20 protein-coding genes are annotated in these 19,475 nt (G+C 67.2%); 6 read left to right on the top strand and 14 right to left on the bottom strand.

The annotated features are described in order from the left end of the window. Nucleotides 1–8: 8 nt before the first annotated feature. Genes EET10_RS02700 through EET10_RS02665 form a run of 8 tightly spaced genes read right to left on the bottom strand, consistent with a single transcriptional unit; the run spans nt 9 to nt 7,968 of the window. Complete coding sequence (locus tag EET10_RS02700) at nt 9–641, bottom strand: SRPBCC family protein (RefSeq protein WP_063467553.1); 633 nt, start codon at nt 639–641, stop codon at nt 9–11. 13 nt (nt 642–654) lie between these two features. Continuing rightward, nucleotides 655–1,542 (bottom strand): AAA family ATPase, encoded by an 888-nt coding sequence (locus EET10_RS02695; RefSeq protein ID WP_122501882.1) that lies wholly within the window; start codon nt 1,540–1,542, stop codon nt 655–657. Then, complete coding sequence (locus EET10_RS02690) at nt 1,539–2,114, bottom strand: nucleotidyltransferase family protein (protein ID WP_122502727.1); 576 nt, start codon at nt 2,112–2,114, stop codon at nt 1,539–1,541. Before EET10_RS02690 ends, EET10_RS02695 begins: the two co-directional genes overlap by 4 nt. After that, a complete protein-coding gene (locus EET10_RS02685; RefSeq protein ID WP_036399638.1) occupies nt 2,111–2,983 on the bottom strand; it encodes an XdhC family protein in 873 nt (290 codons plus the stop codon). Before EET10_RS02685 ends, EET10_RS02690 begins: the two co-directional genes overlap by 4 nt. Before the next feature lie 6 nt (nt 2,984–2,989). Beyond that, nucleotides 2,990–5,401, bottom strand: a complete 2,412-nt coding sequence (locus tag EET10_RS02680) for an aerobic carbon-monoxide dehydrogenase large subunit (protein WP_063467554.1) — start codon at nt 5,399–5,401, stop codon at nt 2,990–2,992. After that, nucleotides 5,398–5,874, bottom strand: a complete 477-nt coding sequence (locus EET10_RS02675; RefSeq protein WP_036398884.1) for a (2Fe-2S)-binding protein — start codon at nt 5,872–5,874, stop codon at nt 5,398–5,400. Before EET10_RS02675 ends, EET10_RS02680 begins: the two co-directional genes overlap by 4 nt. 2 nt (nt 5,875–5,876) lie before the next feature. Then, on the bottom strand, nt 5,877–6,767 hold the full coding sequence (locus tag EET10_RS02670) for an FAD binding domain-containing protein (protein ID WP_036398886.1): 891 nt from the start codon (nt 6,765–6,767) through the stop codon (nt 5,877–5,879). A 31-nt stretch (nt 6,768–6,798) separates the two neighbouring features. Further along, complete coding sequence (locus EET10_RS02665; RefSeq protein WP_063467555.1) at nt 6,799–7,968, bottom strand: XdhC family protein; 1,170 nt, start codon at nt 7,966–7,968, stop codon at nt 6,799–6,801. Between the two features lie 33 nt (nt 7,969–8,001). Here EET10_RS02665 and EET10_RS02660 point away from each other — a divergent pair, with 33 nt between their 5' ends. Both EET10_RS02660 and EET10_RS02655 read left to right on the top strand, forming a co-directional pair. Continuing rightward, the gene (locus tag EET10_RS02660) at nt 8,002–8,967 is read left to right on the top strand and encodes a LysR family transcriptional regulator (protein WP_036398888.1); all 966 of its coding nucleotides are present in this window, start codon (nt 8,002–8,004) and stop codon (nt 8,965–8,967) included. A 17-nt stretch (nt 8,968–8,984) separates the two neighbouring features. Further along, the gene (locus EET10_RS02655) at nt 8,985–9,203 is read left to right on the top strand and encodes a dodecin family protein (RefSeq protein ID WP_023370097.1); all 219 of its coding nucleotides are present in this window, start codon (nt 8,985–8,987) and stop codon (nt 9,201–9,203) included. A 139-nt stretch (nt 9,204–9,342) separates the two neighbouring features. On the opposite strand, the gene EET10_RS02650 is transcribed toward EET10_RS02655, so the two are convergent. From EET10_RS02650 to ttfA, 5 genes are read right to left on the bottom strand one after another with little or no spacing between them, the layout of a single operon-like run. Further along, on the bottom strand, nt 9,343–9,987 hold the full coding sequence (locus EET10_RS02650; RefSeq protein WP_036399640.1) for a TrmH family RNA methyltransferase: 645 nt from the start codon (nt 9,985–9,987) through the stop codon (nt 9,343–9,345). Next, nucleotides 9,984–10,877, bottom strand: a complete 894-nt coding sequence (locus EET10_RS02645) for a hypothetical protein (RefSeq protein WP_122501881.1) — start codon at nt 10,875–10,877, stop codon at nt 9,984–9,986. The genes EET10_RS02650 and EET10_RS02645 overlap by 4 nt, the downstream gene beginning before the upstream one ends. 10 nt (nt 10,878–10,887) lie before the next feature. Next, on the bottom strand, nt 10,888–11,427 hold the full coding sequence (gene pyrE / locus EET10_RS02640; RefSeq protein ID WP_036399641.1) for an orotate phosphoribosyltransferase: 540 nt from the start codon (nt 11,425–11,427) through the stop codon (nt 10,888–10,890). Further along, entirely contained in the window at nt 11,414–12,187 is a 774-nt protein-coding gene (locus EET10_RS02635; RefSeq protein WP_036398890.1) for an SDR family NAD(P)-dependent oxidoreductase, read from the bottom strand. The genes pyrE and EET10_RS02635 overlap by 14 nt, the downstream gene beginning before the upstream one ends. 45 nt (nt 12,188–12,232) lie before the next feature. After that, a complete protein-coding gene (gene ttfA / locus EET10_RS02630) occupies nt 12,233–13,090 on the bottom strand; it encodes a trehalose monomycolate transport factor TtfA (protein WP_036398892.1) in 858 nt (285 codons plus the stop codon). Between the two features lie 254 nt (nt 13,091–13,344). Between ttfA and EET10_RS02625 the strand changes: the two genes are divergently transcribed. Together EET10_RS02625 and EET10_RS02620 are read left to right on the top strand one after the other, a co-directional pair. After that, entirely contained in the window at nt 13,345–13,785 is a 441-nt protein-coding gene (locus tag EET10_RS02625; RefSeq protein WP_211187884.1) for a DsrE family protein, read from the top strand. Between the two features lie 12 nt (nt 13,786–13,797). Further along, nucleotides 13,798–14,751, top strand: a complete 954-nt coding sequence (locus EET10_RS02620; RefSeq protein WP_036398894.1) for an enoyl-CoA hydratase/isomerase family protein — start codon at nt 13,798–13,800, stop codon at nt 14,749–14,751. Here the strand turns inward: EET10_RS02620 and clpB are convergent. Further along, the gene (clpB, locus tag EET10_RS02615; RefSeq protein ID WP_036398897.1) at nt 14,655–17,201 is read right to left on the bottom strand and encodes an ATP-dependent chaperone ClpB; all 2,547 of its coding nucleotides are present in this window, start codon (nt 17,199–17,201) and stop codon (nt 14,655–14,657) included. The genes EET10_RS02620 and clpB overlap by 97 nt on opposite strands. 303 nt (nt 17,202–17,504) lie before the next feature. Here clpB and EET10_RS02610 point away from each other — a divergent pair, with 303 nt between their 5' ends. Both EET10_RS02610 and EET10_RS02605 read left to right on the top strand, forming a co-directional pair. Further along, on the top strand, nt 17,505–18,152 hold the full coding sequence (locus tag EET10_RS02610; RefSeq protein ID WP_036398899.1) for a GAP family protein: 648 nt from the start codon (nt 17,505–17,507) through the stop codon (nt 18,150–18,152). A 136-nt stretch (nt 18,153–18,288) separates the two neighbouring features. Then, the gene (locus EET10_RS02605; protein ID WP_063467559.1) at nt 18,289–19,455 is read left to right on the top strand and encodes an FAD-binding oxidoreductase; all 1,167 of its coding nucleotides are present in this window, start codon (nt 18,289–18,291) and stop codon (nt 19,453–19,455) included. Nucleotides 19,456–19,475: the final 20 nt, after the last annotated feature.

Genomic DNA, 19,475 nt, shown 5'->3' with positions numbered 1-19,475 from the left:
TCATGTCGTCAACGTCGCCGGCGCAGCACCCAGAGCAGCACCAGCACGGCCGTCACCGCCAGCGCCACCGCAGCGTACTTCTTCAGCCGGTCGGCCCCGGCGAGCTCCAGCAGGTCGATCGGGGCGGTTTCGGCGGCAGCAGTGCCTGCCGAGCGCGCGGGGCCGGCCGGCTCGGGACCGGTCGCGGTTGCCGGGCCCGCCGCCGCGAGTTCAGCTTCCAGCGAATCGACGAACTGGCTCAGCAACTTCTCTGAAACCTGCTGCAGCATTCCGCTGCCGAACTGGGCCAGCTTGCCGACGATCTTCAGGTCGGTGTCGACGGTCACCTGGGTACGCTCGCCCGCCTCGTGCAGCTGGGCGGTGACGGTGGCGGCGGCGTTGCCGGTGCCCCGGGCTTCCTTGCCTTTGGCGTCGATCACCGCGCGGTGCTGGTCGCGGTCCTGCTCGACGAAATGCACTCGGCCGCTGAATTCGCTGGTGACCGGACCCACCTTGACCTTGACCTTGCCGAGATAGTCGTCGCCGTCGTGGCCGGTCAGTTGCGCCCCGGGCATCAGCGGGATCACCTTCTCGAGGTCGCACAGCACGTCCCAGGCCTGTTCGATCGGGGCGCTGACGCTGAACTCGTTGGCGATCTTCATGCTGCGGGTCCTCTCATGTCCGGCTGCACTCGGTGAAAGCGGCGTACGCGTCACGAATGAGCGTACGGTCGTCGGGTGTCTTGGCCAGCGCCCCCAGGCTGGCGAACGCAGCCGGAACCGATTCGTCCTGCAGGTCGGCGACGCCGAGCGCCACCAGGGCGGCTACCCAGTCGATGGTCTCGGCCACCCCTGGTGGCTTGTCCAGGTCGAGATCGCGTGTGCGGCCGACGAATTGGGTGGCGTGCTGGATCAGCGGCGCGGTGGCCCCGGGCACCGTGCGGCGCACGATCGCGGCGGCGCGGGCCGGCTCCGGGTAGTCGATCCAGTGGTACAGACAGCGCCGCCGCAGAGCGTCGTGCAGGTCACGGCTGCGGTTGGAGGTCAGCACCGCGACCGGCGGGCGCTCGGCGACGAAGGTGCCCAACTCCGGGACGGTGACGGCGGATTCGCCGAGGAACTCCAGCAGCAGCGCTTCGAATTCGTCGTCGGCGCGGTCGATTTCGTCGATCAGCAGCACCGGTGGCCGTGGGCCGCGATGGCGGACACAACGCAGGATCGGCCGGTCCACGAGATAGGCCTCGGTGTAAAGATCAGCCTCGTGAATACCGGTGCCCTGCGCTTCGGCCAGCCGGATGGACAGCAGCTGGCGTTGGTAGTTCCAGTCGTACAGCGCCTCGCTCGCGGTCAGCCCCTCATAACACTGCAGCCGGACCAGGGTGGTATCCAGCACGGCGGCAAGGGTTTTGGCCGCTGTCGTCTTGCCGACGCCCGGCTCGCCTTCCAGCAGCAGCGGTCTGCCGAGGGTGACCGCGAGATAGATTGCCGAGGCGGTCCCGAAGTCGAGCAGGTAGTCGTGCGCGTCGAACCGGTGGACGACGTCGTCGGGGGCGGTGAACATCACGATGTCACCAGCCGCTGGTAGTCGTCCCAGGTGTCCACGTCGAGCGGCATCGGACCGTCGACCCTGAGTTCGCGCACCTGGTGCCGGCCCGACTCCATCAGCTTCCACACCCCCTTGTCGCCGTGCAGTTGTGTCAGCTCACCGAAGATGGTGCGGGCCAGCCAGAATGGATGTCCGACGCCGTCGGCATAGCGGCACACCATGATTTCGGCCGCCGGTCCTCGGGTCGCCATCTGCCGCAGCGTCGTGGGATCCACGCCCGGCTGGTCACCCAGCATCAGCACGATGCCGGCGGCCTGCGGGGCCACCCGTTGCAACGCCTCCCGCAGCGACGCCGAACACCCGGCCCCGTGGTCGTCGGTGACCACCACGTCGACTCCGGCCAGCGGCACCGTGTCACGCACCTGCTCGGCGCCATTGCCCAAGGTCACGATCACCTGATCGAATCCGGCGCGGCGAGCGACATCCAGGGTCGCTCCCAGCAGCGTTGTATCCCGGTATGGCAGCAACTGTTTGGGCGTACCCAGCCGTCGGGAACTGCCGGCGGCCAGCACGACACCGGTGACCGTCATCCGACCGGCCGGTTTGCGAACGCGGCGCGGCATCCCGCACCGCAGAACCAGTAATCGGTGCCTTCTCGCTGCAGGTGCTCGGTCGTGGGCGTCACGGTCACCGTCATGCCGCATACCGGGTCGACCGCTGCCCGCGGCGCGGTTGCCGGCACGCTCAAATTGCCCTTGCGCAGGGCGTCAATAAGCTCGGCGGCGATCGACACCGCGATCTCCGCCGGCGTCTTGGCGCCGATCGGCAATCCGACCGGCGTGTGGATGCGGGCCCGCTCGGCCTCGGACAGGTCCAGCGAGCTCAGGATCGAGCCGCCGCGGACCTTGCTGGCCACCAGGCCGATATACCGGACGCCGTTATCCAGTGCGGCACGGATGATTTCGGCCTCCGGGCCACCGTGGCTGGCGATCACGAGGGCAGTCGGCGCTGCGGCGCCGGCAGCCGGCTCGGTGTCGCGTCGCGCGTCGTAGCCAAGCACGCCACACAGCTGGATCAGCGCGTCCGCGATCGGCGTGGCGCCGTATACCCCGATCAGTGGCGCCGGCAGCTGCGGGGTCAAGAAGATCTCCAGTGCCCCACCGGACAGGCACGGGTTGACCACCACGCAGGCGCCGGGCGCTTCCGGGAAGTGCACGTCGCCGTCGGGAAGCACCCGCAGCAGCACGCTTTCGCCGGCCTGCAATGCGCCCAGCGCCGCCTTGCGGACCGAGTTCTGCGCGCACTGGCCGCCGACGAAGCCTTCGATTGTGCCGTCCGCCAACAGTATTGCCTCGTCACCCGGATAGGCGGAAGTCGGCGGCTGAGCCCGGACCACGGTCGCGTGCACGAACGGTGTTCGTGCCGCCAGTAGTTGCTGAGCCCGTTCGCTGATCGTCATCATGGTCTAAATCGGTGGCCTCGCCCGGCCCTGCATGGCTTCCCACACCCGCGACGGTGTCAGCGGCATGTCGGCGTGCCGAACTCCGAACGGGGCCAACGCATCCACCACCGCGTTCACCACCGCGGGCGGGGATCCGACGGTGGCCGACTCGCCGATGCCCTTCGCGCCGATCGGGTGATGCGGTGACGGCGTGACGGTGTGGCCCGTCTCCAGGTGCGGCACCTCAAGCGCGGTCGGGATGAGGTAGTCCATTAGCGAGCCGCCCAGGCAATTGCCGTCCTCGTCGAAAGCGATCATCTCCATCAGCGCCATCCCGATTCCGTCGACGACACCGCCGTGCACCTGGCCCTCGATGATCATCGGGTTGATCCGGGTGCCGCAGTCATCCACGGCCAGGAAGCGGCGCACCTTGACCACGCCCGTGCCCGGATCGACGTCCACGACGCAGAAATACGCGCCGTAGGGGTAGGTCAGGTTCGACGGGTTGTAGCACACCTCGGCGTCCAGCCCGCCCTCGATGCCCTCGGGCAGATCACCGGCGCCGTGGGCGCGCATCGCGATGTCGGCGATGGTCACCGACGCCGACGGGTCACCCTTGACGTGGAACTTGCCCTTCTCCCATTCCAGGTCGGCCACCGAGACTTCCAGCATGCCCGAGGCGATGATCTTGGCCTTGTCGCGCACCTTGCGGGCCACCAGAGCAGCGGCCCCACCCGATACCGGGGTCGAACGGCTACCGTAGGTGCCCAGCCCGAACGGAGTCTGGTCGGTGTCGCCGTGCACCACCTCGATATCGTCGGGCGGGATGCCCAGCTCCTCGGCGACGATCTGCGCAAACGTCGTCTCATGACCCTGGCCCTGCGTCTGAACCGAAAGCCGCACCACGGCTTTGCCCGTCGGATGCACCCGCAGCTCGCAGCCGTCGGCCATACCGAGGCCGAGAATGTCCATGTCCTTGCGCGGCCCGGCGCCCACAGCCTCGGTGAAGAACGACATGCCGATGCCCATCAGCTCGCCTTGCTGCCTTCTGCGCCGTTGTTCCTCGCGTAACGCGTCGTAACCGATCATGTCCATGGCCTTGCGCATGGTGGCCTCGTAGTCGCCCGAGTCGTACACCCAGCCCGTCTTGGTGGTGTACGGGAATTGCTCGGGCTTCAACAGGTTTCGCAGCCGCAGCTCGGCCGGGTCCATCTTCAGCTCGAAGGCCAGGCAGTCCACCAGCCGCTCGACGAAGTAGACCGCCTCGGTGATCCGGAAGGAGCACGCATAGGCCACCCCGCCGGGCGCCTTGTTGGTGTACACCGCCGTCATGTGGCAGTAGGCGGCTTCCAGGTCGTAGCTGCCGGTGAACACCCCGAAGAAACCGGCCGGGTACTTCGTCGGCGCCGCCTGACCGTTGAACGCGCCGTGGTCGGCCAGCACGTTGGACCGCAACGCCAGGATCTTGCCGTCCTTGGTGGCCGCGATCTCGCCGACCATGATGTAGTCGCGCGCGAAACTGGTGGAGGTCAGGTTCTCGCTGCGGTCCTCCATCCACTTGACCGGCTTGCCCAACACCAGCGAACCGACGATCGCGCACACATATCCGGGGTAGATCGGCACCTTGTTGCCGAAGCCGCCGCCGATGTCGGGCGAGATGACCCGGATCTTGTGTTCGGGCAGGCCGGCAACCAATGCGTACAGCGTGCGGTGGGCGTGCGGCGCCTGCGAGGTGGTCCACAGCGTCAGCTTTCCGGTCACCGGGTCCAGATCAGCTACCGCGCCGCAGGTTTCCATCGGCGCGGGGTGCACCCGCGGATAGACCATCTCCTGCTTGACAACCACATCGGCCTTGGCGAACACGGCTTCGGTGGCGGCGGCGTCGCCGGTCTCCCAGTCGAAGATGTGGTTGTCTTTCTTGCCTTCCAGATCGGTACGGATCACCGGCGCGGCCGGATCGAGCGCCTTACGGACGTCCACGACAGGATCGAGCGGGTCGTACTCGACGTCGATGAGCTCCAGCGCATCGCGAGCCGAATACCGGTCTTCGGCAACGACGAACGCCACCTCTTGGCCCTGGAAGCGCACCTTGTCGGTGGCCAGCACGGCCTGCACGTCATTAGCCAGTGTCGGCATCCAGGCTAGGCCCTTCTCCGCCAGGTCGGCGCCGGTCACCACCGCCTTGACCTTCGGATGGGCAAGGGCCGCAGTGGTGTCGATACTGACGATGCGGGCGTGCGCATACGGGGAGCGCAGGATCGCCAGGTGCAGCATGCCGGGCAGCGTGACGTCGTCGACGTAGGTGCCGCGGCCGCGGATGAAACGGGGATCCTCCTTGCGCAGCATCCGGCCGTGGCCGCACGGCTTCTGGTCGTTGTCAGCGGTGTCTTCCGGCCGTCCCTCCGGGGCTGGCGGACGTGACTCGACGGTGGTCATGACTCTGCCTTTGCGATGGAGTTCTTCGCCGCCCATTGGATGGACCGCACGATTGTCGTGTATCCGGTGCACCGGCAGATCTGCCCGGAGATCGCCTCCCGGATGGTCTGCTCGTCGGGATCGGGGTTGCGGTCCAGCAGGGCCCGGGCGGTGATCATCATGCCCGGCGTGCAAAAGCCGCATTGCAACCCGTGGCAACGCATGAACCCTTCCTGCACCGGGTCGAGCTGACCATCGACAGCCAAGCCTTCCACCGTCCGTACGCTGTGCCCGGATGCCATGGCGGCCAGCATCGTGCACGACTTCACCGGGACGCCGTCGACGTCGACCACGCAGGTTCCGCAGTTGCTGGTGTCGCAGCCCCAGTGAGTTCCGGTGAGCCCCAACTGATCCCGGAGGAAATGCACCAGCAGCATCCGGGGCTCCACCTCGGCGGTGACCTGTTCGCCGTTGACGGTCATGTTCACCTGCATGACTAGTTCCCTTCCGGCTCAGGGATGTTGCGCACCCGCTCGGTCGCGGTTCGCAGCGTGCGGATCGTTAATTCGCAAGCCAGGTGCCGCTTGTACTCGGCGGTGCCGCGAATATCGGTTACCGGATCGCAGGCTTGGCTTGCTTGCCGGCCCGCCTCCGCGAAGGTTTGTTCGATGGCCGGCCGGCCCACCAGCGCCTGGGAAAGCTCGGCGAGCGCTGTCCTATTGGGATTCACCGCGGTGAGACCCACCCGGACGGCGGCGATGGTGTCGCCGTCTAGCGTGATCGATGAACCAACCGCGGTGACGGCCCAATCACCAACCCGCCGTTCGACTTTCGCATAGGCGCTGGAGGTGTTGTGCCGCACCGGGATACGTACCTCGACCAGGATCTCGTTGTGCGCCACCGCGGTCTCGTATGGTCCGACCAGGAAGTCGTCGATCGCTATCTCACGCTCGCCCGATGGCCCCCGCGCCAGGCACACGGCGTCCAGCACCGTGCATACCGTCGACAGGTCCTCGGCCGGATCGGCCTGACACAGCGAACCGCCCAGGGTGCCGCGGTTGCGGACCACCGGGTCGGCGATGACGCGTTCGGCATCGCGAAAGATCGGGCACACCGCCGCCAGCGTGTCCGACTCCAGGATCTCGCGATGCCGCGTCATCGCACCGATGCGCACCAGGGTCGGGTCGGTGATCACGTATCCGAGCTCGGGCACCAGGTCGTTGATGTCGACCAGATATTCGGGGTTGGCGATACGGAGCTTCATCATCGGCAGCAGGCTGTGGCCGCCGGCGACGACCCGCGCCCCCTCCCCCAACCGATCCAGTAATCCGATGGCGTGGTCGACGCTGGTCGCACGCTCGTATTCGAAGGGCCCAGGTACTTGCATGCGCCCAGTGTCAGCCGCTGCTCAACAAGCGTCAATATCGACTTAAGTGATCGCTGAACTCGCCATCTAGCTGCGTGTCATGGTGGATCCGCCCGTCGGTCTCGGCCAGCGGGCGCCCGTCGCCGCCCCACCGCCGGGCGATGATGTCGCCGGCGATCGACACCGCGGTCTCCTCGGGCGTACGGGCGCCGAGGTCCAGTCCGATCGGGCTGGACAACCGGCTCAGTTCGGCGTCGGTCAGCCCGACCGCCCGCAGCCGCTGCAACCGGTCGTCGTGCGTCCGGCGCGATCCCATCGCCCCGACATACCCGACGCGGGCCAGCCGCAGTGCCACCTCGAGCACCGGCACGTCGAACTTCGGATCGTGGGTGAGCACGCAGATCACGGTGCGCTCGTCGATGGCGCCGGCCTCCGCCTGGGCCGCCAGGTAGCGGTGCGGCCACTCGACGACGACCTCGTCGGCCGTCGGAAAGCGCACCGACGTGGCAAAGACGGCGCGAGCGTCGCAGACGGTGACCCGATAGCCCAGGAACGATCCCTGCCGCGCCAGGGCGGCGGCGAAGTCGATCGCGCCGAACACCAGCATCCGCGGGCGCGGCGCGTAGCTGGACACAAAGACCTCCATGCCTTCGCCCCGGCGTTGCCCGTCGGGGCCGTACTCGAGAATTTCGTTGCGTCCCAGCGCAAGCAAACCGCGTGCGTCGTCGGTGACCGCAGCGTCGGCACGCGCCGAACCCAGCGATCCCGCCACGGGGCTGCTGGGATCCGGATGCACGACGAGCCGCCGGCCAACCCATTGCGTGTCCGGGTGAGTGATCACGGTCGCGATCGCCACCGGCCGATGGGCGGCGATGTCCTGGGCCACCGCGCCGAGTTCGGGAAACGTTGACTGCGAGACGGATTCGACGAAGACGTCGATGACGCCGCCGCAGGTCAGGCCCACCGCGAAGGCGTCATCGTCGCTGAACCCATACCGTTCCAGCCGCGGTGTCCCGCTGTGTACCACCTCGGTGGCAAGTTCGTAGACAGCACCTTCCACGCAACCACCCGACACCGAGCCACTCACCGAACCGTCGGGCGCCACCACCATCGCCGCACCCGGGGGCCGGGGCGCAGACCGCAATGTCCGCACGACCATCGCCAACCCCGCGGTATCACCGGCGCGCCAGATCGACAGCAGCTCGGCCAGCACGTCACGCATTCCCTTAAACTAGGCCAGAAGTAGGCTCTTTCCATGACTCCGGCTCAACTTCGGGCCTATTCGGCGGTGGTGCGGCTGGGCTCGGTGCGAGCGGCCGCCGCAGAGCTCGGCCTCTCCGATGCCGGGGTCTCCATGCACATCGCGGCGTTGCGCAAGGAGCTCGACGACCAACTGTTCACCAGGACCGGCGCCGGGTTGGCGTTCACTCCCGGCGGGCTGCGGCTGGCCAGCCGGGCAGTGGAAATCCTGGGCCTCCAGCAACAGACGGCGATCGAGGTCACCGAGGCCGCCCACGGCCGCCGGCTGCTGCGCATCGCCGCGTCCAGCACCTTCGCCGAGCACGCGGCACCGGGCCTGATCGAGCTGTTCTCGTCTCGAGCCGACGACCTGTCCGTCGAGTTGAGCGTGCATCCGACGAGCCGATTCCGCGACCTGATTCTGTCGCGGGCGGTTGACATCGCCATTGGCCCAGCCAGCGAAAGTTGCCACGGCGCTGACGGTTCGCTATTCGTACGGCCGTTTCTGAAGTATCAGATCATCACTGTCGTGACACCCAACAGCCCACTGGCCGTTGGCATTCCGACGCCAGCGTTGTTGCGCCAGCAGCAGTGGATGCTCGGCCCCTCTGCGGGAAGCGTGGACGGAGAGATCGCAACCATGTTGCGGGACTTGGCGATTCCAGAGTCACAGCAGCGAATCTTTCAGAGCGATGCCGCTGCCCTCGAGGAGATCCGGCGAGTCGGTGGTGTCACGCTGACCATCGGCTTCGCGGTCGCCAAGGACCTGGCCGCCGGACGGTTGGTGCACGTGACGGGTCCGGGACTGGATAGGTCCGGCGAGTGGTGCGCCTCGACGTTGGCACCCTCGGCCCGTCAGCCCGCGGTGTCTGAACTGGTCCGGTTCATCACCACCCCGAGGTGCACCCAGGCAATGATCCGCGGCAGCGGAGTCGGTGTGGCGCGGTTTCGCCCGAAGGTCCACGTCACCTTGTGGAGTTAGCTATACGCTTTACCCCCATGAGCGTGTACAAGGTGATCGACATCATCGGGACCAGCCCTACCTCCTGGGAGCAGGCCGCGGCGGAGGCGGTGCAGCGAGCGCGGGAAAGTGTCGACGACATCCGGGTCGCCCGAGTCATCGAGCAGGACATGTCGGTGGACTCCAGCGGCAAGATCACCTTCCGGATCAAGCTCGAGATCTCGTTCAAGATGAGGCCGGCCAAACCACGCGACTAGTTCGCTGTCGGGCTCGGGTGCCGAGCGTGCGTCTGCGGCTTTGAGTGTGTATCCAGGGCTGCGGATTCGGCGCGATCGCTCCCTCACGGCACACTCAACGCCACAGACGCACACTCAACGCCGCAGGCGCACACTCAAATCACCACGCTCGCGACAGATCAGCGTGCTGACGTATCCAGGCATGCATCGCGATCCCGGCGGCCACGCCGGCGTTGATGCTGCGGGTTGAGCCGAACTGGGCAATCGACACCGTGATCGACGCTCCGGCGCGGGCGTCGTCGGTGATGCCGGGTCCTTCCTGACCGAACACCAGCAAGCACTCCCGCGGCAGCGTCGTCTCCTCCAGCCGCACAGCACCCGGGACGTTGTCGACGGCGACCACCGTCAAACCGGCGCCAGTCGCGAACTCCATCAACTCGGCGGTGCTGTCGTGGTGACGCAACCGCTGATAGCGGTCGGTCACCATGGCGCCACGGCGGTTCCAGCGCCGACGGCCGACGATGTGCACGGTGTCCACGGCGAACGCGTTGGCGGTGCGCACCACCGAACCGATGTTGGCGTCGTGGCCGAAGTTCTCGATCGCCACATGCAGCGGGTGCCGGCGGGTGTCGATGTCGGCGACGATCGCCTCCCGGGTCCAGTACCGGTAGGCGTCGACGACATTGCGAGTATCGCCGTCGCGCAACAACTCTGGGTCATACCGCAGGTCGTCGGGTAGGTCACCCACCCAGGGACCGACGCCGCCGGCCGGCACCGCCCATTCGGTGGGCCCCGCTTCGTTCATCGCGACGTCCACACCGCGGCGTGAGTGCCCACGATCGCCACCGTCGCATACAGCAGCGCCTGGTTGATTTCACCCTGGGTGCACAGCGACGCGTCGATGTGTACGGCGTCGCGGGACGCATCCGGCAGGATCAACACCGATGCACCGTAGGTCGCGCACGCCGGGCTCAACCCGCGGCCGGGCAACGTCGGCGCGGCAAGCAGCATCATTGGCCCGCCGCGGGCGGCGGAGTCGTCGCGATAGCGGGTCGCCAGCGCATCGGCCGCCATCCCCAGCAGCATGTAGCCGTTGCCGGTGAATGCCGCTGGGTCCCCGAGCTGGGTCTTGGTCACCGGGGCACCGTCGGCGCGCCACGCCGACAAGCTGGTGGTCTTGACCACTAGGCCGGTGTCGTTCTGATTGGTCGGCAACATCCCCACCGGAAATGCGGCCGGGTACGCCGCCGCGGTGTTGGCGATTCGATCATGAGGCGAGTAGGTATACACACCGCGCACCGCGCTGCGGTCGGTCAGCGGGCCCAGACAGACCGTGCCGGTGAGCCGGTCGGGCGGCGCCGACAGCGGCTTAGCGATATCACGCACCTTGGTCATCGCGTCGTCGCAACTGCCGAGGCCGGTCGACTCCAGCGGATGGGACAGCGCTCCGTAGAGGCCGTAGCGAACGTCCTCGGGTTTGGCGTGTGGGGCATGTGGATCGCTCGGCGAAGCATCGACGTCGACCAGTACGTAGTCACCGGACCAGCGCAGATTCGACACCGCCATGTTCCAACCCAGCACCGGCAGCGACTCGCCCAGCCGGGCGCTCTGGGCGCCGTAGATGCGATCCGTTGTCGAACGGGAGCACGCCACCAGGCAGGACAACGCCACGATCAGCGCAATCAGGACACGCACCGCCGGCGGCCTAGCCCAGACCTAGATCGGCAAGCCCCAGCACGCTGCGGTACGGCAGACCTTCGGCTTCGATAGCCTCGGCGGCACCGGTGGCGCGGTCGACGACAGTGGCCACACCGACCACCTCGCCACCGGCGTCTTGCACGGCGTGCACCGCAGTCAGCGCGGAGTTGCCCGTGGTACTGGTGTCCTCGACCACCAGGACCCGCTGACCGGACACCTCGGAACCCTCGATAAGTCGTTGCAAGCCATGGGTTTTCGTCGACTTGCGGACGACGAACGCGTCGATCGGGCGGCCGGGCGCGTGCATGATGGCGGTCGCCACCGGGTCCGCGCCGAGCGTCAGGCCGCCGACGAGCGCATAGTCCCAATCGGCGGTGAGTTCGCGCATCAGCCTGCCGATCAATGCCGACGCCCGGTGATGCAGGGTGGCGCGGCGCAGGTCGACGTAGTAGTCGGCCTGTTTGCCCGACGACAGGGTGACGCGCCCGTGCACCACCGACAACCGGCGCACCAGCTCGGCGAGCTCGCCGCGGTCAGCTTCGGCCACTGCCGCCGCCGACACGTTTGACAGCCGCCCTGACCAGGCCCCGCGGCATCAGCCGCCCGGCCGTGACGATCGCCTTGTAATGCAGGCCTGGGACGCTGATCACCTTGCCGCGGGTGACATCGGCCAGACTCTGGCTGACCACGTCGTCGACCTCGAGCCACATGAACGACGGGAGCTTGGCCATGTCGATGCCGGCCCGGGCGTGGAATTCGGTGTGCACGTAGCCCGGGCATACGGCGTGCACACTGACACCGGTGCCCTGTAACCCGTTGGCCAAGCCCTCACTGAACGAGATCACCCAGGCTTTGGACGCCGAGTAGGTCGACCCGCGGCCGGATAGCAGACCGGCGACGCTGGCGATATTGATGACAGTGCCCGCGCCGGCTTCGAGCATGGCCGGCAATGCGGCCCGGGTCAGTTGCATAACTGCGGTCACGTTGACGTCGAGCTGCGCCTGCAGTAGGGCGGGATCGGTCGTCCAGAATTCCCCGGAGGTGCCCAGACCGGCGTTGTTGACCAACACCCGAACGCCCCGGGAGAGCCGTTCGGCGACCTTGGCCCGGTCGGTCGCGTCGGCCAGGTCGGCGGGCAGGATCTCGACGCCGCCGGCCTGCGCTTCCAACTCGCCGGCCAATTGCTGCAACCGGTCGACATCGCGGGCGACCAGAACCAGGTCGTAGCCGTCACGCGCGTAGCGTCGCGCGTAGCCGGAGCCAATCCCGGAAGTCGGACCTGTGATCAGCGCGACGGGCCGTGGCATGAGCGACAGTGTACTGACCGGCCGACGGCCCCCCGGGCCCCGCTATCAGTGCTGGAAGTTGCTGGCTTGCCGACCGTTACGACCGGTCGGCGGCGGACGCCGAACGCCTTCGGGACGATCTTGGTCACGACGCACCGGTTCGGCCAGCCGACGAGCCGGATCGGGTATCAGCCCGGCGGCCGGGTCGACCTGAGCGCGCCGGGACGGCAATTCGGCCTGACGTGCGGACGCCAGGGGACGCCCCGGTGCTGCGTTGCGCGCCGGTTCGGGGCTCTCTTGAGAGGTCTCGTCCTGCGGCAGCGGCGGCAACACCCGCAACAGGTCGTTGAACTGGCGCACGGTGCGCAATCCCTCGTCCCACTGCGCGCGGGTGCTGGAGATCGGCATGCTGACCAACGTCCAGTTCTGCTCGTTCCACATGATCTCGGCGCAGTCGGGTGCGGTGTGCGCGAAGGTGACCATGCGCCGGTCGCAGGCCCGCCGGGCCGCGTCGAGATTGGTGGAGTAGACCATCCGCGGCCCGATCGCGCCGAGCAACCAGATGTCGCTTTCCCGGGGTTCCTTGAGCCCCTTGAGCCGCAGGTCCACCACGACGTTGGTGCCTACCTTGCGGTGCAGGGCGATCACCGTGGCGACTTCCTCGAGATCGAAGATGTAGACGGCCTCGCCGCGGATCTGACCCAGCACGACGTTCTTGGCCGGGACATCACCGACCGTCGACATCACACCGCGCTTCCAGCGATGCAGGATTTCAGTCGACTCGCGCTCGTAGTCGAAGCCGTGCGACCGCGCCCACGACCTACGACGTCGGCTGCGCCCGCGTCGTCGATCGATGTCGACGTACAGCAACACCACCGCACCGACGAAACACAGCGCGGACAGCGTGAACCAAAGCGGGACCACGGGAGACAGCCTATCTGCTGATCGACCCGAATAAAGAATCCGAGCAGGTCACAACCGAATCACAGGACGCAAAACCAGGCGCGTCGCATGCCCGTCGCATGTGGCGGCAAACGTATTTCACGGTGGCCGCGGCGCCCCGGGATGCGCCCGGCACCACTGCTGCAGCACGGAAACGCACGGGACGGGTAAATCCAGGTGGATTCGGGTGGATCATTGCCGACATCGAATCCGCACTATCGAGACGGGAGTCATCTGTGTCCCTTGCCGACGAAACGCTGCATATCGACGTTCCGGTCGAACTCGACGAGGTGAAAGTCGCGTTCAGCGTGGCATCGCTCACCTTCGAAGGCGACATGCCGGCCGTGCTGTTCCACCTGGGAATCGTCGTGGCCGACGCGGCCGCCTGGAAGGCCAGGTCGCACGTCGTCGCCGTGTTCCACACGAATGCCGGACATGTGACACTCGACGACCAGGCCTACAACGCCAACCGGCACGTCAGCACCGGCAATCCGTACAAGCTGGTGCTGGCCGACCTGATAGCCAAGGGCGTGCACATCGAGTTGTGCGGGGCCACCGCGAGGGCCAACGGTTGGCGCAATGCCGACCTGATCCCCGGAACCAGAATCAACAGGAATGCCATGGCCAGACTGACCCAGCTGGTGCAGCAGGGATACGTGAAGATCTCGGAGGCGTAGGGAGGCGTACGGATGTACCAGGATTACCGGCTCATCCGCATCTGCAGCGCGAACGGTGTCTGCCGGGCGACGATCGATCACCCGCCGATCAACGTGCTGGACATGCCCTTGCTGACCGAGATCGACCGGCTCTTGCGGGAAGTCGCCGGCGACGACGGGGTGCGAGTGCTGATCGTCGACTCGGCCGATCCGGAGTTCTTCATCGCACACGCGGATGTCTCGCTGCTCGGCGACTTGCATTTCCGTCCCGAAAGTGCGGACACCGCGCTGCACGACGAACTGTCGTTCCTCCACGCGATGACGGAGCGGATCCGAACCCTGCCGAAGGCAACCATTGCGGTTGTCGAGGGAATCTGCGGTGGTGCTAGCTGCGAGTTCGTGATGGCCTTCGACATGCGTTATGCCGCGCTCGGCACGACCGTGCTGGGTCATCCCGAGGTTTCGGTGGGAATCATTCCCGGTGGCGGAGGCACTCAGCGACTCCCCCGTTTGGTCGGTCGCGGGCGGGCCCTCGAGGTGATCCTGGGCTGCCAGGACGTCGACGCCGCGACGGCCGAGGCCTGGGGATATATCAATCGGGCGCTGCCGGCCGACGAGCTGCGTGGGTTCGTCGACACGCTAGCGGCCCGCATCGCCTCGTGCCCGCCGGCGGCAATCGCGGCCGCCAAACGCGCGGTGGACGCCGCCCTGGACCAGCGGCTGGACGTCGCGACCGGCCTGCGCATCGAGGATCAGCTGCTTCGCAAAACGCTGGCCGAACCCGCAGCACGCCGACTGCTGCGGGCGATCATCGACGCCGGTGCCCAGACCCGAGACTTCGAGCTGGGCACCGCGCCGAAGCCGCCCGCCCGGCCGTCACGCCGGGGAACTCAGCCCAGGATCAGCGAATCGCCGTCGGCGCTGACGTTGACCGGCACCACGTCGCCGTCGTGCACCTCGCCGGCGAGCAGCATCTTGGCCAACTGATCGCCGATGGCCTGCTGCACCAACCGCCGCAACGGGCGCGCACCGTACACCGGGTCGAATCCGCGATGCGCCAGCCACTGCCTGGCCTGCAGCGACACCTCCAGCTGCAACCGCCGCTGCGCCAGCCGTTTCTGCAGCTGCGCCAACTGGATGTCGACGATCTGCACCAGTTCCTCGGGGTTGAGGCCCTCGAAGATCAGCACGTCGTCGAGCCGGTTGATGAACTCCGGCTTGAACGTGGCCCGCACCGCGGCCATCACCTGTTCTGCGCTGCCACCCGATCCCAGGTTGGACGTCAGGATCAGGATGGTGTTGCGGAAGTCGACGGTGCGGCCATGGCCGTCGGTGAGCCGGCCCTCGTCGAGCACCTGCAACAGCACGTCGAACACGTCGGGGTGGGCCTTCTCGACCTCGTCGAACAGCACCACGGTGTAGGGGCGGCGGCGCACCGATTCGGTCAGCTGTCCACCGGCCTCGTACCCGACGTAGCCGGGCGGGGCACCGATCAACCGGGCCACGGTGTGCTTCTCGCCGTACTCGCTCATGTCGATGCGCACCATCGCGCGCTCGTCGTCGAACAGGAAGTCGGCCAGCGCCTTGGCGAGCTCGGTCTTACCGACGCCGGTCGGCCCGAGGAACATGAAGGCCCCGGTCGGCCGGTTGGGGTCGGAGACGCCGGCGCGGCTGCGGCGCACCGCATCCGAAACCGCCTGCACCGCCTTCTTCTGCCCGACCACGCGCTTGCCCAGCTCGTCTTCCATCCGCAGCAGCTTGGCGGTCTCGCCTTCGAGCAGCCGCCCGGCCGGGATACCGGTCCAGGCCGACACCACGTCGGCGATGTCGTCCGGGCCGACCTCCTCCTTGAGCATCACCTGCTCGCGGGCCTGGGCCTCCGGCAGCGCCGCGTCGAGTTTCTTCTCGACCTCGGGGATCCGGCCGTAGCGCAGCTCGGCGGCCTTGGCCAGGTCGCCGTCGCGCTCGGCCCGCTCGGATTCGCCGCGCAAGGCTTCCAGCTGCTCCTTGAGCTCACGGACGATCTCGATGGCGTTCTTCTCGTTCTGCCACCTGGTGGTGAGTTCGGCCAACTTTTCTTTCTGGTCGGCCAGCTCGGCGCGCAGCTTCTCCAGCCGCTCTTTGGAGGCCTCGTCTTCCTCCTTGGCCAGCGCCATTTCCTCGATCTCCAGCCGGCGTACCAGCCGCTCCACCTCGTCGATCTCGACGGGCCGCGAGTCGATTTCCATCCGCAGCCGGCTGGCGGACTCGTCGACCAGGTCGATCGCCTTGTCCGGCAGGAAGCGGGCGGTGATGTAGCGGTCCGACAACGTGGCCGCGGCCACCAACGCCGAGTCGGTGATCCGCACGCCGTGGTGCACCTCGTAGCGGTCCTTGAGCCCGCGCAGGATGCCGATGGTGTCCTCCACCGACGGCTCGCCGACGAACACCTGCTGGAAACGGCGCTCCAGCGCCGCGTCCTTCTCGATGTACTTGCGGTACTCGTCGAGCGTGGTGGCGCCGACCAGCCGCAGCTCGCCGCGGGCCAGCATCGGCTTGATCATGTTGCCGGCGTCCATCGCGCCCTCGCCGGTCGCCCCGGCGCCGACGATGGTGTGCAGCTCGTCGATGAAGGTGATGATCTGCCCGGCCGAATTCTTGATGTCGTCGAGGACGGCCTTGAGCCGTTCCTCGAACTCGCCGCGATACTTCGAGCCGGCGACCATCGAGCCGAGGTCCAAGGCGATGATCGTCTTGTCCCGCAGGCTTTCCGGGACGTCGCCGGCGACGATCCGCTGGGCCAGGCCCTCGACGATCGCGGTCTTGCCGACGCCGGGCTCGCCGATCAGCACCGGGTTGTTCTTGGTGCGACGGCTCAGCACCTGCACCACCCGGCGAATCTCGTTGTCGCGGCCGATAACCGGGTCGAGCTTGCCCTCGCGGGCACGGGCGGTCAGGTCGGTGGAGTACTTCTCCAGCGCCTGGTAGGTCGCCTCGGGTTCGGGGCTGGTGACGCGGGCGGAGCCGCGCACCTTGACGAACGCCTCCCGTAGGGCTTGCGGGGAGGCGCCGTGGCCGTTCAATAGTTTGGCGACGTCGGAGTCACCGGTGGCCAGGCCGACCATCACGTGCTCGGTGGAGACGTACTCGTCGTCGAGCTCGGTGGCCAGGTGCTGCGCGGCGGTGATCGCCGCTAAGGATTCGCGCGACAGCTGCGGCTGCGCACTGGCGCCGGTGATCTGCGGCAGCCGGTCGAGTAGATGCTGTGCTTCGGCGCGGACCGCGGCGGGCTCGACACCGACGGCCTCGAGCAGCGGCGCGGCGATTCCGTCGGCCTGCGTCAACAGGGCCATCAGCAGGTGGGCAGGCCTGATCTCGGGATTGCCGGCAGCCGAGGCCGCTTGCAGGGCCGACGTCAGCGCCGCCTGCGTCTTGGTGGTCGGGTTGAAAGAGTCCACGACAACTCCGTTCGGGATCTAAGTTCGGTAAAAAATGCTTGTCAGGATATAGAACGCCGCCAATGTTGAGTCTGTTCCGCTCAAGCCTAGGTTGTCGGCGAACGCCCGGCCATACTTCTGATACCACCTGGCTCAGCTTGGTAACAAGAGACCCCCGAAGTCCGGGAGAACCAGCGGGGGCGACGGCGATCACCGCGCGGCGGTGGTGGCAGCGGGCGGACGCTCAGTCCCCCCTGTGATGGCGGGTGCATCGCGATGACGTCAGCTACCGTTCTTCGCGTGACGGTCGGAGAGTCTTCCTAAATGGTTGAAGTGGTGCCGCTTGCCCTGGTGATCACGGTTTCGCCGCTATCGATCATCCCGGGAGTGCTCGTCTTGCACGCGCAACATCCGCGGGAGAGCGGTCTGGCCTATCTCGCCGGTTGGCTGCTCGGGCTGTCCGGGCTGACCGCCCTTTCCATCAGCATCTCCAACCTGTTGGGCGGTCTGCGTGAGACGCCCCCCGCATGGGCGTCCTGGATGCGGATCGTCCTGGGCATGGCGCTAATCGTGTTCGGCGTCATCCGCTGGCTGACCCGCCGCGGTCACGACCACATACCGGCCTGGATGCGAACGCTCACCTCGGTCGCCCCCAGGCGGGCGGTGCTGACCGCAGCGGCACTGACCGTGCTCAATCCCAAGGTGTTATTCATCTGCGCGGCAGCCGGATTGGCAATCGGCACCGATGCACTGGGTGACAGCGGCACGGTGATAACGGCCGCGCTCTTCGTAGCTGTCGCCGGCTCGTCGGTCGCGCTTCCGGTGTTGGCCTATGCCGTCGCCGGTGAGCGCCTCGACGCTCCGCTGGAGCGACTGAAGGATTGGATGGAAAAACACAACACCGCACTAGTGGCGGCGATCTTGGTGGTGATTGGGTTAGCGGTGCTGCACAAGGGAATTCACGCTCTGTAGGGCGTGGCGGCTTGCGCTCGCCGCTTCTTTCCCGGCTCGAAGCGGTGTTGCCCGCAGTCGCCGGAAGTCACTTTAGATGTTCGAGGATGTTCGAGACCGCTGAGCACCACGCCCGGCGAGCCTAGAATCGTGGTCCGTGGGCCTCGAGGACCGAGATGCATTGCGGGTGTTGCGTGACGCGTTCGCCCCATCGGAGGGCCCTAACGACCTCGTCCGCCGGTTCTACACCAACTGGTTTGCCCTCGACGTTTCGGTGCGCGACCTGTTCCCTCCCGAAATGGAAAGTCAACGGGCAGCTTTCGCGCATGCGCTGCACTGGGTGTACGGGGAGCTCGTCGACCAGCGCGCCGAAGAACCGGTGGCCTTCTTGGCCCAGCTCGGCCGGGACCACCGCAAATACGGCGTGCTCCCAAACCAATACGACACCTTGCGCCGCGCGCTGTATCAGACGCTGCGCGGGTACTTGGGCAGTTCCTGGACTGACACCGTCGAGCGGGCCGCCGACCAGTCGCTCAACCTCATCACCGGGGTGATGAGCGGTGCCGCTGACGCTGAGCAGGGACCCGGGTGGTGGGACGGGACCGTGGTCGAACACACCCGGGTGTCGCGTGACCTCGCGGTCGTCCGGCTGTGTCTGGACCACCCGCTGCACTACCACCCCGGCCAGTACGTCAACGTCCATGTCCCGCAATGCCCGCGCCGCTGGCGATACTTCAGCCCCGCCATTCCGGCCGACCCGGGTGGCCGGATCGAATTCCATGTGCGCGTGGTGCCCGGCGGGTTGGTGAGCAACGCCATCGTCGACGAGACCCGGCCCGGCGACCGGTGGCGATTGTCCAGCCCGCATGGCGACTTCCATGTGGACCGCGACGGCGGCGATGTGCTCATGGTCGCCGGTAGCACCGGCCTGGCGCCGCTGCGGGCACTGATCATGGACCTCAGCCGGTTCGCTGAAAATCCCCGGGTCCACCTGTTTTTCGGAGCTCGCTATTCCTGCGAGCTCTACGACCTGCCCATGCTGTGGCAGATTGCCGCACACAATCCGTGGCTGTCCGTCTCGCCGGTCTCGGAGTACCCCCGCGACCCGTCGTGGGCCGCCGATTACCCCGACGTGTCGCCGCCGCGCGGCCTGCATGTGCGTCAGACCGGGCGGTTAGCCGACGTGGTCACCAAGTACGGCGGCTGGGGCGACCGACAGATCCTGATCTGCGGTGGCCCGAACATGGTCCGCGCGACCAAGGCCGCTCTCATCGCCAAAGGCGCACCGCCGGAACGTATTCAGCACGACCCGCTGTCGCAGTAGGGTGGCACCGGGCCGCACCG

It is taken from the genome of Mycobacterium pseudokansasii, assembly GCF_900566075.1.
In the GTDB taxonomy this organism is placed as follows: Bacteria; Actinomycetota; Actinomycetes; order Mycobacteriales; family Mycobacteriaceae; genus Mycobacterium; species Mycobacterium pseudokansasii.
This window is presented reverse-complemented; position numbering and strand designations above follow the sequence as displayed.